At 68.4% G+C, this 15591-nt stretch carries 10 protein-coding genes; 7 read left to right on the forward strand and 3 right to left on the reverse strand.

The features are described from left to right. Nucleotides 1-7: 7 nt before the first annotated feature. The 7 genes from E0H75_RS38180 to E0H75_RS44755 all read left to right on the forward strand — a co-directional run bounded on the left by E0H75_RS38180 (nt 8) and on the right by E0H75_RS44755 (nt 11139). Entirely contained in the window at nt 8-1537 is a 1530-nt protein-coding gene (locus E0H75_RS38180; protein WP_131518602.1) for an ABC transporter substrate-binding protein, read from the forward strand. Next, on the forward strand, nt 1531-2598 hold the full coding sequence (locus tag E0H75_RS38185) for a sialidase family protein (RefSeq protein WP_131518603.1): 1068 nt from the start codon (nt 1531-1533) through the stop codon (nt 2596-2598). The genes E0H75_RS38180 and E0H75_RS38185 overlap by 7 nt, the downstream gene beginning before the upstream one ends. Then, nucleotides 2595-3995, forward strand: coding sequence for a DUF5060 domain-containing protein (locus tag E0H75_RS38190; protein WP_131518604.1), 1401 nt, complete (start codon nt 2595-2597; stop codon nt 3993-3995). The genes E0H75_RS38185 and E0H75_RS38190 overlap by 4 nt, the downstream gene beginning before the upstream one ends. Then, nucleotides 3992-5194, forward strand: a complete 1203-nt coding sequence (locus tag E0H75_RS38195; RefSeq protein WP_131518605.1) for a DUF5605 domain-containing protein — start codon at nt 3992-3994, stop codon at nt 5192-5194. Before E0H75_RS38190 ends, E0H75_RS38195 begins: the two co-directional genes overlap by 4 nt. After that, on the forward strand, nt 5194-7251 hold the full coding sequence (locus E0H75_RS38200; protein WP_131518606.1) for a hypothetical protein: 2058 nt from the start codon (nt 5194-5196) through the stop codon (nt 7249-7251). The genes E0H75_RS38195 and E0H75_RS38200 overlap by 1 nt, the downstream gene beginning before the upstream one ends. After that, a complete protein-coding gene (locus tag E0H75_RS38205; RefSeq protein ID WP_131518607.1) occupies nt 7244-8362 on the forward strand; it encodes a glycoside hydrolase family 28 protein in 1119 nt (372 codons plus the stop codon). The genes E0H75_RS38200 and E0H75_RS38205 overlap by 8 nt, the downstream gene beginning before the upstream one ends. A gap of 191 nt (nt 8363-8553) precedes the next feature. After that, nucleotides 8554-11139, forward strand: coding sequence for an HNH endonuclease signature motif containing protein (locus E0H75_RS44755; protein ID WP_131518608.1), 2586 nt, complete (start codon nt 8554-8556; stop codon nt 11137-11139). 522 nt (nt 11140-11661) lie between these two features. Here the strand turns inward: E0H75_RS44755 and E0H75_RS38215 are convergent. Genes E0H75_RS38215 through E0H75_RS38225 form a run of 3 tightly spaced genes read right to left on the reverse strand, consistent with a single transcriptional unit; the run spans nt 11662 to nt 15498 of the window. Further along, nucleotides 11662-13113 (reverse strand): four-carbon acid sugar kinase family protein, encoded by a 1452-nt coding sequence (locus tag E0H75_RS38215; RefSeq protein WP_131518609.1) that lies wholly within the window; start codon nt 13111-13113, stop codon nt 11662-11664. Further along, a complete protein-coding gene (locus tag E0H75_RS38220) occupies nt 13106-14500 on the reverse strand; it encodes a RuBisCO large subunit C-terminal-like domain-containing protein (RefSeq protein WP_131518610.1) in 1395 nt (464 codons plus the stop codon). The genes E0H75_RS38215 and E0H75_RS38220 overlap by 8 nt, the downstream gene beginning before the upstream one ends. Then, a complete protein-coding gene (locus tag E0H75_RS38225) occupies nt 14497-15498 on the reverse strand; it encodes a zinc-dependent alcohol dehydrogenase (RefSeq protein WP_165554346.1) in 1002 nt (333 codons plus the stop codon). Before E0H75_RS38225 ends, E0H75_RS38220 begins: the two co-directional genes overlap by 4 nt. Nucleotides 15499-15591 lie beyond the last annotated feature (93 nt).

A 15591-nucleotide genomic window follows, 5' to 3' on the forward strand; every position in this document is an offset into this window, starting at 1 on the left:
GCTCACCATGTCCGACACTCAGAACACCCCTGAGGACAAGACCCCCGGGTTGTCCCGGCGCGGCTTCGTCCGGAACACCGCCCTGATCGGCGGTCTCGCCGCCCTCGGTGGTGCGCTCCAGGCGGCCCCGGCCGCAGCCAGCTCGACCACCGCCACCCCGCGCGCCGGCGCCCGGTCCGCGGCCGGCACCGTCGAGATCCCGAACAAGTACGGCAAGCCGTTCTCCGTCGACGACGACGAGGTGTTCGTCTTCGCGGTCAACTTCAAGCCGTTCGAACTCGGCGGTGACGACGACGGCCGGGAGGCGACCCGGTACTTCGACGCCGTCTTCGGCGACGCGATCCGGGCCAGGTTCCCGGACGTGAAGCTCAAGTACGCCACCTGGGACTACCCGATCCGGTACGAGGACATCGCCAACGCCGGCCGGGTGCCGGACCTGGTCATCGACGACCCGCGGACCCGGATCGACCGCGACCTGGAGCCGCTCGGCTGGGTCCAGGACATGACCTCGATGGTGCAGCAGGCCGGGATCGACCTGTCCGCGCTGAACCTCGGCTCGGTCGAGCTGGTCAAATCACGCTCCGACGGCGGCCTGTACGGCGTACCGCTGTTCATCGACGAGCACGTGCTGCTCTACAACAAGCAGATCTTCGACAAGTTCGGCGTCCGGTACCCGCGGGCCGGGTCGACGTACGACGAGATCTACAAGATCGCCAAGCGGCTGACCCGGCAGGACGGGATCCACCACTACAAGGGCTTCATGCAGCACCCGGACAACTACCTGGCGCTGAACCAGCTCGGCCTGTACCCGTTCGTCCCCGGCGACAGCGAGCAGCCGGCCCCCGAAGACATCAAGGTGAACCTGACCAGCGTGGAGTGGAAGCGGGTCGCGGACAACATGAACCGCTTCCTGCAGCTGCCGGGGAACGGCTTCACCACGGTGGACGACTTCTTCAAGGGCGACATGAGCTTCCCGGGCCACCTGGCGATGGCGGTCAACACGCTGTCGAAGCTGAACGCCTACGCACTCAGCTCGCTGTACGTCGAGGAGGACGACGCGGCGGACTACGCCGAGTGGGCCAAGAGCGTGAGCATCGGCGTCACCTCGATGCCGGTGCTGTCGCGTGGCTCGACCGCGATCTACCAGCCGAACGCCCGGGCGGCGTACATCCCGCCGCAGTCGCAGCATCAGGCCGAGTCCCTCGACATCCTCAAGTACCTGGTGTCGGAGGAGGCGCAGACGCGGCTCTCGTCGTACGGCGTCAAGGCGGTGCTGCAGACGGATGCGGTCGTGAACGCGTTCGGTACGGCGATCCCGGAGCTGCAGGGGATCGACACGTCGGGCGTGTACTGGGGTGACAACGCGGTGGTGAAGGACTACCAGAACACCGAGTACTGGGACATCCCGCTCTACAAGGTGTTCCGGCAGCACGTGCTGATCGACGGGATGGACGTCGACTCGGCGCTGCAGGTCGCCGAGCAGCAGGACATCCCCAACTACATCAAGGCGCAGGTCGCCGCAGGGTTCACATGGTGATCGATCCACGCTTCGACGGTCGCCTCCGGGACGGTGTCGCGCTGCTGCCGACACTTCATCCGGGCGACAGTCACGCGGCGACCCTGGTCGAGACGCAGGCCGGCGATCTGTTGTGCGCCTGGTTCAACGGGCCGGGGGAGGGGGAGCCGGACACGAACATCGTGCTGTCCCGGCTCCCCGCCGGGTCGGACACCTGGACGGTGCCTGTGCCGATGTCCGCGGACCCGGACCGCTCGGAGCAGAACCCGGTGCTGTTCGTCGCGCCGTCCGGCGAGGTGTGGCTGCTGCACACCTCGAACGAGCCGCACGACCAGAGCACCTCGCGCGTGCTGCGCCGCGTCTCGCGTGACGGCGGGCTGACCTGGGGGCCGAGCGACGTTCTGTTCGACCACCTGGGCAGCTTCGTCCGGAACCCGATCGTTATGTTGAGCAACGGTGATTGGCTGCTTCCGGCGTACGACTGCGACAAGAACGGCGAGACCACTGTCGTCCAGCTGAGCAGTGATCGAGGGCGCAGCTGGACGAAGGTCGACATCCCCTCGGGACTCGGCCAGGTGCAGCTGAGTGCGATCGAGGTGGCGCCCGGCGAGCTGCTCGGGTACTTCCGCAGTCGCGCGGCGGACCGGATCCACCGGTCCGTGTCGAAGGACAGCGGCCGGACATGGTCGGCGCCCGAGCGCACCGCCTTGCCGAACAACAACTCGGCGATCCAGGTGCTGCGGTTGTCCGACGGCCGGCTCGTGCTCGTGTTCAACGACTCGTCGGCCGAGCGGGACCAGTTCCGCTGGGTGCCCGACGGGAAGGGCGGCGTACGGCGGAAGACGCTGCGGACTCCGCTGACACTGGCGCTGTCCGAGGACGACGGCGCGTCCTGGCCGTACTGGCGGAACCTGCAGGTACAGGACGAGGAGTACCGCGACAACGAGTTCGGCTACTCCTACCCGACGCTGCTGCAGACCCGGGACGGCCGGCTGCACGTCGCGTACTCCTACCTGCGCAAGACCATCAAGCACGTGATCCTGACGCCCGAGTGGATCGAGGCGGGAGACCGACTGCCATGACTGTGGAGCGGTGGGGAGTGCACGAACTCACCCTGACCGGACCGGCCGACGGGAATCCGTTCGCCGACGTCGAGTTCCGGGTCGCCTATCGGTACCGGAACCGGGTGCTGACGGTGGACGGCTTCTACGACGGCGACGGGATGTACCGGGCGCGGTTCAGCCCGGACCGGGAAGGGGAGTGGTCGTACGTCACGAGCAGCTCCGCACCCGAGCTGGACGGTCATCGCGGTACCTTGCTGTGCATTCCGCCCGGCCCGGGCAACCACGGGCCGGTCAGGGTGCGCGGCGCGCATCACTTCGCGTACGCCGACGGCAGCCGGTACGACTGCATCGGTACCACCTGCTACCACTGGACGTACCAGTCCAAGGACCTGCAGGAGCTGACGCTCGCATCGTTGCGGTCGGCACCTTTCGACAAGGTGCGGATGTGTCTGCTGCCGACCGACGGCATGCGCCCGGAGCGGACGCCGTTCGCCGGATCCACGCCGGGGTCGGTCGACGTCAGCCGGTTCGATCCGGCGTTCTTCGCTGACTTCGAGGCGCGGGTCGCCGATCTGCTGTCGCTGGGGATCCAGGCCGATCTGATCCTGTTCCACCCCTACGACCGTGGCGTCTGGGGGTTCGACCGGATGACGGCCGCGGAGGATGCGGCGTACCTGCGGTATGTGGTCGCGCGGCTGGCGGCGTACCGGAATGTCTGGTGGTCGCTGTCGAACGAGTACGACTTCAACCGGGAAAAGACGATCGCGGACTGGGATCGGTTGCTGCAACTGGTGCAGCGGTACGACCCGTACCAGCGGCTGCGGTCGATCCACAACGGGACCAAGATGTACGAGGTCTTCACGCCGTACGACTTCGGTAAGCCATGGATCACGCACCAGAGCGTGCAGCACTGGGACGGCGCGGAGGTCGCCGCGTGGCGGGCGTGCCCGAAGCCGGTGGTGATCGACGAGATCGGCTACGAGGGCAACGCCGGGCGGCGGTGGGGGAACCTCACCGCGGACGAGATGGTGCACCGCTTCTGGCAGGGCATGACGGCCGGTGGGTACGTCGGTCACGGCGAATCGTTCGTCGATCGCGAGACGCGGGCGTGGATCTCGGTCGGTGGTCGGCTGTACGGCGAGAGTCCGGCGCGGATCGCGTTCCTGCGTTCGGTGTTCGCCGAGCTGCCGCGGGGTCGTGATGGTGAAGTGGACGCCTCTCGGTGTGTCCTTCACTACCTCGGCGACCGCCAGCCGTCGGCGGTCGAGCTGGACCTTCCGCTCGGTGATCCCTTCCGCTTCGAGCTGATCGACACCCGGACGCTGACCGTCACGCCTGTCGCCGGTTCGTACTCCGGCTCCTGTCGCATCCCGCTCCCAACTCATCCCTACCTAGCCCTGCGAGGCACGCGATGACCGAGGTTGAACGCTGGGGCGTACTCGAGCTGCAGGTCGACGGCCCGGTCTCGACGGTGTTCCGGCACGAGTCCGGCGAGTCTGCCTACGCGGAGTCCTTCCAGGACGGCGACCGCTGGCTCATCCGCTTCATGCCGGGTTTGGAGGGGGACTGGGCCTGCGCCCTCGCCGGCACCTCCCACGCCTTCACCTGTGATCCGGCGACCACACCCGGCCCGGTCCGCCGGGTCGGTACCACCTTCCGTCGCGCGGACGGGACGGCGTACCACCCACTCACCACCACCTGGTTCGACCACCCGACCGGCGACTCGGCCGACCGTTGGGCCGCGGCCTGCCGCGCTCTCGCCGCCTCCCCGTTCAACCGGGTCCGACTGCGCGCCGGCAACCCGCAGCACCTCGAGACTCAGGTCCGTGACCTCCTCGCAGCGGGCATCGACGCCGAGATCTTGTTGCCATCCGACGAGCCGGCGATCCGCGATCTGGTCAACCGACTGGCCGCCTATCGCAACGTCAGTTGGTGTCTGGACGCATCTTCGGACGCGCGCCATCTGGCTGAGCTGATCGCGGAGTGCGACTCCAGCAACCACTTGATCTCCATCCACACGGCACCAGAGGCCGTCGACCCCGGACCTCCCTGGTTCACCCACCTCAGCGTGCCGCTCGAGAACCTGCGCGGTGTTTCGGCCCTCCGCCGCGACTACGCCAAGCCCGTCCTCGTCGACGCGTGCGGCTCCGAGGGAGACGGCTCCACGCCAGACACCAGCCTCAGACCGGAAGAGTTGCTCACCCGCATCTGGGAGGGCACCGTCCGAGGCGCCCACGTCACCCACGGCGAGTGGTACGTCGACTCCGACGGCGGACCGTGGTCGGCAGGCGGAACCCGCCCGACCGGTGTGGTCGCGCAGCGCCTGCGCCTGCTCCGGGAGGTTCTCGACGAGCTGCCCGACGGAGTGGAGCCCATCGACGACTACCGCGACGCCCCGACGCTCGCCGTACCTGGCAGCTACTACCTGCAGTATCTCGGCGAGCACCAGTTCCCCAAGCGCACCTTCACACTCCCGGCCGGCACCTACCAGGTCGACGTACTCGACGTCTGGAACCACACCGTTCGTAGCACCAGGGAGACCGTTGCCGACACGCTCACCGTCCGCCTCCCTGGCACGCAGTACCAGGCCATCCAGATCCGTCGAGCGTCCTGATGCCAGCCCTCACGTCCGGCCCCCGCACCGCCGAACTCCGCCGCACGTCCGACGGCGTAGTCCTCCACCTGGGCGCCGGTACGCCGTACTTGGAGCGACCGGTCGCCGAACTGCTCACGTGCTCGTCCGGGCGACCATGGCAGCCCAACGTCATGCAGAGGGAGGGCTGGTGGATTTCGCGGCGGCCGGGTGAGCATCGGGCCGGCTGTCGCACCGGACCCGTCGCGGTCGAGATCCGACTGTCCTTCGACGCAAGCGATCGGCTCAAGCTGGAGCTCCGGTGGCGCAACACTGGCCAACGGCGGTTGGGCGATCTGGCCGTCGGGTTGATGCTCGACCTCGGGCGCGTCACCGATAGCCAGCTCACAGTCCCCGGTCTGATCTACAACGACAACCCGTCGGCCGACCCGGCGCGCGCCGTACCCCGGATCGGTCCGGAGCCCGGCGGCGGTTTCGTCGCCGAGGAGGACCGGCTCCCGATCCCCGGCGTGAACCTGGAGTGGCGGGCCGGGCGCGAGCGCCGTTGGCTGAGCGTCTTCTCCCGCCCGGAGCCTCGGCGATCCGGCGACGGCCAGGTCCGCTACGGCTCGCTGGGGGTCATCCGCCAGGAAGGGCCTGTCATCGCGGCGCTGAGCGGCGTACTGATGTTCGACGGCAAGCAGGACGTCCGGTACGTCAGCAAGGCCGAGACGGAGTCGGCCGAGGACGGCTACCTGACGCTGCGGCCGGGGGAGGAGTACGTGCAACAGCTGGTCCTCGACTGGGGACCGCAGGAGCATCGCGGGCATGCCTTCCGCGAGCTCGTCCGGACCGGGCGCTCGCTCTTCACCGAGCCTGGTGGCCACCCGCTCAGCCTGGATGAGGTCGTCGCGCGGAAGACCATTGCCTTGGACAACAGGTGGTATCGGGACGGGACGGTGGCCGGGTACACCAAGTTCAGCGACGTTGCCGGCAACGGTCCGGCCAAAGCGCGGCACTTCATGTACGGCTGGACCGGTCAGGCGCTGAAGCTTGCCTGGTGCGACGCCCGGCTCGGCTTCGAGACCGGCGACCGGACCAGGATCGACCGCTGCCGAGCGGCCGTCGAGTTCTACCTCGCGGGCAGCTCGACGCGGACGCCTGGGCTGCGGCACAACGCCTACCAGGTCGGCAGTCGTCGCTGGACCAGCTTCCGCAGTGGCGGCCGCGCGATGGTGTCGAGCCGCGCGTACGGCGAGACGATCGCGGACCTGGCGGAGATCATCACACTGTTCCGCGCTGGGGGTGAGCCGGTGCCGCCGTCCTGGCCGGATGCGCTCGCCGGTGCACTGAAGTTCCTCCGCGGTGCGCTGCTGCCGGACGGCACGTTTCCGATCGGCTGGCGCCTCGAAGGCAAGCCCGCCGCGTCCATGCTGTCCGCGGCCGGCATCCCGTGCGTGCTGGCGGCGCTCAAGGCGTCCGTCGTACTCGGGGACGACTGGCTGTTGTCGGAGGCAACGACGTGGCTGACGCGGTATCACGGTCAGCACGCGCGGACCTTCGACCGCCCGTTCGCGCGCTCCACCCTCGACGCCGCGTGCGAGGACAAGGAGGCGGGGATGTACTACTTCCTCGCCGCGTACGAGTTGTTCCGCCTGACCGGAGACGACCTCTATGCGCAGTGGGCCGAGGTCGCTGCCGACTGGCTCCTCACCTGGGTCTATGTCTGGTCGCCCGAGCTGGACCTCGACTCTCCGCTGCGAGCGGCCGGGTTCAACGCGATCGGCTGGCCGGCCGTCAGCGTCCAGAACCATCACCTGGACGCGTTCTTCCCGACATACGAGCTCTTGGAGTTCGGTCTCACCACTGGCCGGCCAGAGTTGGCCGCCGCAGCTCGCATCACGATGGGTGCGATGGGGCAAGGCATCTCCTCGGGCTCTGGTGGTTGGGGCTTCCAGATCCCTGGTGAGCAAGGCGAAGCGTTCTTCCAGACCCACTGGCAGCGCCGGGGCCACAGCAACACCTGGAACCCGTCCTGGGTGATCGCCGTCCCGCTCGCCAACGCCCTCCGCATCCGTTCCCTGGAGACGCATGAGTGACCACGTCATCACGGAGTACGGGGCTCATGAGGGCATGGATTGTACCGGTGCTATCGAACTTGCCATCAAGGCGTGTGAGCTGACCGGTGGCCGGGTCGTCGTGCCCGCCGGCCGGTTCCTGACCGGCCCGATCCGGCTGCGGAGCAATGTGGACCTGCACGTGTCGGCGGGAGCGACGTTGCGGTTCTCTACCGACCGTTCGGCGTACCCGATGGTGCGGACCCGCTGGCAGGGGATCGAGTGCTGGAGCTACTCGCCGCTCATCTACGCGTACGACGAGGTGAACGTCGCGGTGACCGGGACCGGGACATTGGACGGTGGCGCAGGCCCTGACAACTGGTGGCGGGACACGAAGCCGGTCGACGACTGGAACCGGCTGCTGCGGATGGTGGACGACGGCGTACCGGTCGACGAACGGATCTTTCCACCCGGGCACGGGTTCCGGCCGAGTTTCATCCAGCCGCACAGTTGCCGGCGGGTGCGGATCGAGGACGTACGGATCGTGAACGCGCCGATGTGGGTGGTGCATCCGGTGTTCTGCGCCGACGTACTCGTCCGCGGCGTCACCATCGACAGCCGCGGCCCGAACAACGACGGCTGCAACCCCGACTCCTGCCAGGACGTCGTGATCACCGGCTGCTCCTTCGACACCGGCGACGACTGCATCGCGATCAAGTCCGGCCGCGACGCCGACGGCCGCCGCGTCGCCCGCCCGTCGGCGAACATCCTGATCGAGTCTTGCCGCTTCGGCACCGGTCACGGCGCCGTCACCATCGGCAGCGAAACCTCCGGGGGCATCCACAACATCCACGCCCGAGACCTCCACGTCACCGGGCCTGCCGTCGACCACGCCCTCCGCATCAAAACCAACTCCCACCGCGGCGGCACGATCGAACACATCACCCTCCAGGACACCCAAGTCGACTCGGTCACCACCTCCGCCATCCACATCACCACCAACCACGCCACGCCCACCCCGCCACCTACCCCCTTCCCCCCAACCGTCCGCCACATCACCATCACCAACCTCCAAGCCCGCAACACTCCCCAAACCCTCGAACTCCACGACACCCCAACCTCCCCCGTCACCGACCTCCACCTGCTCTCATGAGCGACGGTCCCCGCAGCCCCACCACCTACCGTGCGCTCCACCGCCTACCGTGTGCTCCACCAGCTGCCGTTGCCCGCAGCAACATCCACAACCTGCGTCGACCTGTGGACAAGCTCGTATCTCTGAAACCCCTTGTGGATAAGGCCTTCTGGGTTTGAGAACTGTCGGTGGGCGTGGTTAGTGTTGTCGGTATGGAACTTCTGGGCGAGCGGCCGATCTGGTCGATGAGCGGCAGCGAGATGCTGACCACTCTCGACCACCTCGAGGCCGACCTCGCCCGCCGCCAGACCTACCGCCTCCAACTCATCGCCGCCCTGGACACCACCGGCCACGCAGCAGACCTCGGCGCCCACGACACCGCCCAACTCCTGGCCTTCCGCTACCGCCTCGACCGCTCCACGGCGTACCGCGACGTCCGCCTGGCCCGAGCCCTCCCCAAATACCCCACCGTCACGACAGCGCTGACAGATCCTGTCGACACCCGGGTGCCAGCCGCCGACCCTGACCCCGCTGGCAAGGCCGAAGGCGACAGCACAGTCCCGATTACCGAGTCCGGCACCGACCCCGACCGCGCCGACGCCGACCACACGGGCGCCGACCACGCGGATGCGGACCGCGCGGATGCCGACCACGCGGATGCCGACCACGCGGATGCCGACCACGCGGATGCCGACCACACGGGCGCCGGTGTTGGCGAAGGCGAGCGCGACGGTGACCGGAGAGGCGAGGGCGCTGCTGCCTGGCTTCTCCGCCCAGCCCAGGCCGAAGCCATCGTCTCCGCCCTGGAACGCGTCCCCACCACGGTCCCGGTCGAAGACCTCGAGGTCGCCGAACAACAACTCGTCAACCTCGCCCGCCACCTCACCCCCAGCGAACTCCGCAAAGCCGGCAAGCAGATCCGCGACCTCCTCGACACCGACGGCCCCGAACCCGACGAACACAAGGCCTACGCCCGCGAATCCCTCGCCCTCATCACCGCCGAGAACGGCGTCAAGTTCCGCGGCTACCTGGCCAACGAGAACGCCGAACTCCTCCGCGCCCTCATCCACACCGGCGCCCGCCCCCACAAAACCCTCGACGGCGAACTAGACCCGCGCCCCCGCGAAAAGCGCCAAGCCGACGCCCTAACCACAGCCCTAACCCTCGCCGCCACCGCCACAGACACCAACCGCACCACCACAGACACCAACCGCACCACCACCCCCCCCCCGACACGCCCCACCCCCACCACCACCGACACCCCCAACACCCCCCTCGCCACCACCAACCTGGCCGACAACCCCGATGCCCCCACTGCCGAACCCGGCACGGCCGCAGCCACCACCGGCAACCCCAACACCCCTCTCGCCGCCGACGACCCAGATGCCACCGCAGCCGAACCCAGCACCGCCGCTCCCACCACCGGCAACCCCAACACCACCCTGGCCGCCGACAACCCCGACGCCACCCTCGCCGCCAACAACCCAGATGCCACCACAGCCGAAGCCGGCACCGCCGCACCCACCACCGGTCGTCCGGAGGGCACGGCCGGCGCGGAGGGAGCGACTGCTGCTGGTGCATCGGCCGCGGATGCTGGGGTTGTTGCTGGAGGCAGGTCGCCGGCTTGGGTGCCGGGTTTCGGAGCGAAGGCGAACATCACCGTCACGATCGACCTGGAGGACCTGAAGTCGGCCGCCGCGGACGCCACCGGCGGGCTCGTCTACGGCGACAACCTCTCCGCCGCTGCGATCAGACGCCTGGCCTGCGACGCGAACATCATCCCGCTCGTCCTCGGCTCCAACTCCGAACCCCTGGACGTCGGCAGATCCGAACGCCTAGTCACCCGTGCCATGCGCCGCGCTCTCAACGCCCGCGACAAAGGCTGCGTCGTCTGCGGCGCCCCACCAGTCCAGTGCGACGCCCACCACCTACGCTCCTGGATCGACGGCGGCCCAACCGCCATCTGGAACCTCGTCCTGCTCTGCCGCCGCCACCACATCGACCTCCACGCCGGCCACTGGACCATCACCATCACCAACGGCAAAGTCCACGTATACCGCCCCACCTGGGCTGACCCACCACCCCCAACCCCCAAACACCACTCAACAGCACCCCCCAACCCCCGCACCGACTCCTCCCGCCGACGCCCACCCGCCGCCCGCCCGCCCGACGAGCGCGCACCCGACGAGCGCCTGCTTGACGAGCGTCCGCCTGACGAGCGCGCACTCGACGGGCGCCTGCTTGACGAGCGCCCACCTGAGGAGCGTGCACCTGAGGAGCGTGCACCCGACGAGCGTCCGTATGACGAGCGTCCACCTGAGGATCTCGCGCTTGACGAGCGCCCACCTGAGGAGCGTGCACCCGACGAGCGTCCGTCTGACGAGCGCCCGCCCGACGAACTGCGGGCAGGCTGGCCCCAGCCGGAAGAACTACGGTCAGATCGGTCCGAGCTAGATGGGCCCTGGTCAGGTGACCCTTGGCCGGATCGAGTCCGATCGGACGGGCTGTGGGCAGAAGGATTGCGGCCCGACGATGCCGCGCGCATGGACAGTGGGCGATCACAAGGTCGACGTACGGCTGCCCCGACAGGAGTGACTGCCTGCGCGGTCAATCGCCCCGCCGATGCCGCGGCTCGCCGAGAAGCCGCACGCCAGGCGATCTGGGGCGACACCTCGACGAGCAGTTCGGGCGTCCCCACCGGTCCCCGCGGCACCTCGCGCCCATCCGCGGAACCCGCCCATCATGATCCGTGGGCCGAACCCACACGCCCGACAGCCGTCCGCCCGCCCAGAAAGTAGACCTCTGCTCGGAGCCCCCTCCCACTCCGCCCTCGAGCCACCTCACACCAGCATCCGCACTCACCGCACCGCTGGGAGCGCGCAGTCGCCGTACATCGGCGGGTGCCCCACAACCATCGGTTCTGCAGTCACGGCACGGTGGCGGCATGCGGTCGCTGTGCGGGGGTAGATGTGGCGTAAAGCGTTGGTTGTGCAGGTGGTCCGCGGTGGCGGCCTTGCGGTGGCCGTGCGGGGGTAGATGTGGCGCAAAGCGTTGGTTGTACAGTCACCGCGCGGTGGCGGGCATGCGGTCGTCGTGTGGCGGCGGGTGCGGCACAAGCATCTGTTGTGCAGACGTCGTACGGAATGTCATGGCGTCGGTGTCGTCGGCTGGATGTTGTCTCGTCCAGTTCTTCCCCGAATAGCTTGATGTCCTTGCCGGCAGTGTGCTCCGAGGAGGCGTCAGCGAACGCTGCTCCGGACTCGATCTGCGGGCACAGGGTGGGGTTGGTTCTCGAGGTCGGGTGCGGGCTGGTGGGTCGGTCAGATGTGGCGTAGAGAGTCGAAGAGGTTTGGGTCGCCGATCTGGCCGCCTTTGAGGAGGAAGTGGAGTCCGTTGAGCTGCGGATCCGCGGCGATCGCGGTGCAGAGGGCGAGCCCATGGCTTAGGTCGGACGGGGTGGTGGGGAACGGTTCCAGGCCGGTGAGCCCGAGCTCGCGGAGTATGCGTCCGGATGTGTCGCCGCCGGCTACCACGACCCGTCGTACCTGCGTGGTGTGGACGACTTGCCGCACGACTGCGGCCAGGTCTTTGCTGAAGGCACCGAGCAGCTCGCCCGTGGCTTGGCCTGTCGCCTCGCCTGTGTGCACCACGACCCCAGGTGCGCCAGCGTTCAGTGCGCGAACTGCTTCGGTCGCGACGGCGGGTGAGCCGTCGGACACCGCGGCCGGTGGGTAGGTGAGCGGCAGTGAACGCCAGCCGGCCGCAACCGCGTGGGCGATCTGTTCGGCGGTTCGAGGGGACTGGCTGCCGGATACGACGAGGACTTGGTTTGCGGGCGGAGTGGTCGTGAGTTGCGGCGGTGCGAGAACGGATGCTGCGGCGTTCAGGTCGGGCCGGTCGCAGGGGAGGGCTGGACTCGCCTCGGTGTAGTTCGACGTCTCGCCGGTCGGTGTTGCGAGTACGACGTCGGCGTCTCGTCGTTCACGATCAACGAGGTCAGCGTGACCAAGTCGTTCCATGCCAGCGCGGTCGTGAGTGGAGGGCGGGTCGGTGAGGGCCAGAGCGAGCGCGCGGGAGAGGCCGCCGGAGCCTATGGCGAACGCGGGGGTGGTGGGTGGGGTGAGGATTGTGCGGGCGATGGATTGGAGGTCGGCGTCGGTGAGGGCGTCCAGGACGAGGGCGTCGTACGTCGAGTGGGTGTCGTGGGTTGGGAGGTCGGGGTAGGACGGTAGGTGGAGGGCGCCGATTTGGAGGTTGGTTTGGTTCGCCAGGTGTACGCGGAGGTCGGATTCGTGCATGGGGGTGGCGGGGTGGGAGGACATAGTGGGTTGGCGGTCGAGTCGGTGGGTGGTGCCTGCTTCGGCGGCGAAGTGGTGGCTGAAGACTGTGTAGCGGCCAAGGTCTGGTTGTGCGATGAGGATGGGTACGACGGCTGGGCCGAAGATCGAGCGGCCGACTTCCAGGGCGCGGCCGATGCTGCCGACGGTGGGGGAGGAGTCGGCGGTCGAGCAGACCTTGTACTGGACGAAGCGTGGACCCAGGTTGCGCAGGGCCTGGAGGATCGGGCGGATCTCGGCTTCCTGTTCGTCGGGCGGCAATGAGCGTGCGATCCCAGCCACCCCGATCACGTCGTACTGCCGTGCCAATGCCTGGAGCTCGTCCCACGCAGGCATCGTGACCAGGAGGACCCCGCGAAAGCCAAGCCGGGTGAACTGGGCCAGCGCATCCGTCGACCCAGTGAAGTCGTCTCCGTAGAACGCAACCTCAACCACGGCCGCCGCCCCCGTCCGCGCCTGGCGGGCCGAAGGTTTCCAGGGCTTGTTGGAGGGCGGGGTTCTGTTGGGCGGTTTCGGTCAGGGTGCGGCCGGAGGTGGTGGATTGCCAGGCAGCTCGCATGGCGGTGACGCCGGCCGCGGGGCCGTCGGGGTGGCCGTGGATGCCGCCACCGGCGAGGACGAGGAGGTCTGTGGTGGCGGTTCGGCGGTAGGTTTCGGGGGCTAGGCCAGGCGTCTGGCCTGATGAGAGGACCGGCAGGGTTTCGTAGCCGCCCAGGAGCGGTTCGCGGACTGCGGCGATTGAGCGGAGGACTTCGTCGTCTGTTTCGTAGAACTTGTTGGACAGGCCGTTGGTGTGGAGGTGATCCGCGCCGGCCAGGCGGGCGAGTTTGGACCAGGCGACGAAGTCGATGCCGAGTTGTGGTGCTCGCGTGAAGACACCGGTCATGGCACGGTGGGCATGGATGGGGAGGGCGCAGCGCTCGCGGAGCCAGGCGAGGCCGGCCAGGCCGATGAGGTTGATGCAGGCCATCACACAGGTCCCGCCAGCGGCGTGGACCAGGTCGTGGTTGGCGGCCATTCGGTCCAGGTCGTCGGTGATGTTGAAGGCGTACATCGGGCGTCGTCCGGTGCGCGCGGCAACCTTGTCCAGTTCCTCGGTGACCACCCTGACTCGGTCGGCGAGTGGTGAGTGGGGTGGGTTGCCCATCAGTTCGTCGTCTTTGATGAAGTCGATGCCGGCCTCGGCGAGTTCGCGGACGAGGATCCGCAGTTCCTCGGGTGGCAGTCCGATGCTTGGCTTCACGATGGTGCCGAGCAGTACGCCGTCCGGTCGGTCGAGCAGGCGCCGGGTCCCGGTGATGCCGTACTGCGGACCTGGGTAGCGTTCCGCGAACGCGTCAGGCAAGGACAGGTCCAGTAGTCGGATGCCGGCGAGTTGGCGGAGTTCGAAGAGGTTTCCGGCGACTGCGGCGAGCAGGTTCGGCAGGGATGGGCCGAAGTTGTCCAAGCCGAAGGCGATCCGCACCAGCCCGCTCCGCCGCCGCGCCCCCGCCGGCCGGATCGCACCTGGCAGGTCTGCGCCGGCCACAGCAGCCTCGGGCAGATCTGCGCCGGCCAGAGCAGCCTCGGGCAGATCTGCGCCGGCCAGAGCAGCGTCGGGCAGATCTGCGCCGGCCAGAGCAGCGTCGGGCAGATCGGCAGTCGAGGTAGTCGGCTCGATCGCGACTACTCGGGCTGCGAAGCGGTCGCGGAGTTCGGGTGTCTCGCGGGCGACTGCCACGAATGTGCCGGTTGACTGTTCGCCGGCGATCACCTCCGCGGCCTGCTCCAACGGGAGGTAGGAATCCACCCGGTACGTCGCGACGACCTCGGCGCCGCTCATCGGGTCGGGTCGATCTGGGTCTTGATGTGGTCGGAGCCGGCATCGATGGCCTCGAGTACGTCGGGCGCCTCGCCCAACCCGACCACCGACGTGATGTAGGGCCGGACGTCCAGCACACGATGGTTCACCAGCCGGGCCGCAGCAGCGAAGTCTGCCGGGGTGTAGATCGTCGACCCCTGGATCGTCACCTCCTTCAGTACGACGGGATTCAGGTCGACCGTCAGGGCGGCACCGAACATCGGCAGCAGCACCACCTGCCCCCGCGGCCGGCACAACGCCAATGCCTCCGCCAGACAACTCGGATGCCCGGACGCCACCACGACCACGTCGAACCCATCCCCGCCACTGACCGCGACCCCCACAGCCTCCAACTCAGCCGGATCCACCACCGCATCAACGCCCTGCAACGCAAGGAAGTCCCGGTTGTGCTGCTTGATGTCACTCACCAGCACCGCACGAGCCCCACGTTGACGCGAAACCGCAGCCGCCAGCGCCCCGATCGCCCCACCACCGAGCACGGCGACCGCATCACCCGCCCGCACCGCGGACGTCGAACGCCACGCCACCGCGACCGGCTCGATCATCGCGCCCTCGTCGTACCCGATGTCGTCGCTCAGCGGCACCAGCACCCGCCCGGGCGCGGCGAAGTACTCACTCAGCATCCCCGGCCAGCCACTGCCCGGGACTCGTTTGTGTACGCACAGATGTGGGTTCCCAGCCTCGCAGCGCGTGCACTCCCAGCACGACAACGCAGGCAGTACGGCGACCCGATCGCCGACGCTGAAGCGCGAGTCGCCGGACGCCACCACCTCACCGGCACCCTCATGCCCGAGCACGACAGGCGGCTTGCGGAACGGGTGATGCCCGAGCCAGGTATGCAGGTCGGACCCACATAACCCGACCGCGCGCATCCGAAGCAGCACGTCTCCACCGGCGTCCGGATCCGGCACCTCATTCACCGAGACCTGTCGCGGTGCCTCCAGTACGGCTGCCCTCATCAGCATTCTCCTTCGATCGGGTCCCGCCAGTCTCCGCCGGAAAACCTCAAGAAAACAAGGCCGATCGGCCAATCTGTGGATAGCCCGTTGACA

It is taken from the genome of Kribbella capetownensis (genome assembly GCF_004331485.1).
GTDB classification, from domain to species: Bacteria; Actinomycetota; Actinomycetes; order Propionibacteriales; family Kribbellaceae; genus Kribbella; species Kribbella capetownensis.

Bases quoted from the DNA above. Each gene is read 5' to 3' on its own strand.
- E0H75_RS38200 (WP_131518606.1), top strand. From the start codon at position 5,194: ATGCCAGCCCTCACGTCCGGCCCCCGCACCGCCGAACTCCGCCGCACG.
- E0H75_RS38185 (WP_131518603.1), top strand. From the start codon at position 1,531: ATGGTGATCGATCCACGCTTCGACGGTCGCCTCCGGGACGGTGTCGCG.
- E0H75_RS44755 (WP_131518608.1), top strand. From the start codon at position 8,554: ATGGAACTTCTGGGCGAGCGGCCGATCTGGTCGATGAGCGGCAGCGAG.
- E0H75_RS38225 (WP_165554346.1), bottom strand. From the start codon at position 15,498: ATGAGGGCAGCCGTACTGGAGGCACCGCGACAGGTCTCGGTGAATGAG.
- E0H75_RS38195 (WP_131518605.1), top strand. From the start codon at position 3,992: ATGACCGAGGTTGAACGCTGGGGCGTACTCGAGCTGCAGGTCGACGGC.
- E0H75_RS38220 (WP_131518610.1), bottom strand. From the start codon at position 14,500: ATGAGCGGCGCCGAGGTCGTCGCGACGTACCGGGTGGATTCCTACCTC.
- E0H75_RS38190 (WP_131518604.1), top strand. From the start codon at position 2,595: ATGACTGTGGAGCGGTGGGGAGTGCACGAACTCACCCTGACCGGACCG.
- E0H75_RS38180 (WP_131518602.1), top strand. From the start codon at position 8: ATGTCCGACACTCAGAACACCCCTGAGGACAAGACCCCCGGGTTGTCC.
- E0H75_RS38205 (WP_131518607.1), top strand. From the start codon at position 7,244: ATGAGTGACCACGTCATCACGGAGTACGGGGCTCATGAGGGCATGGAT.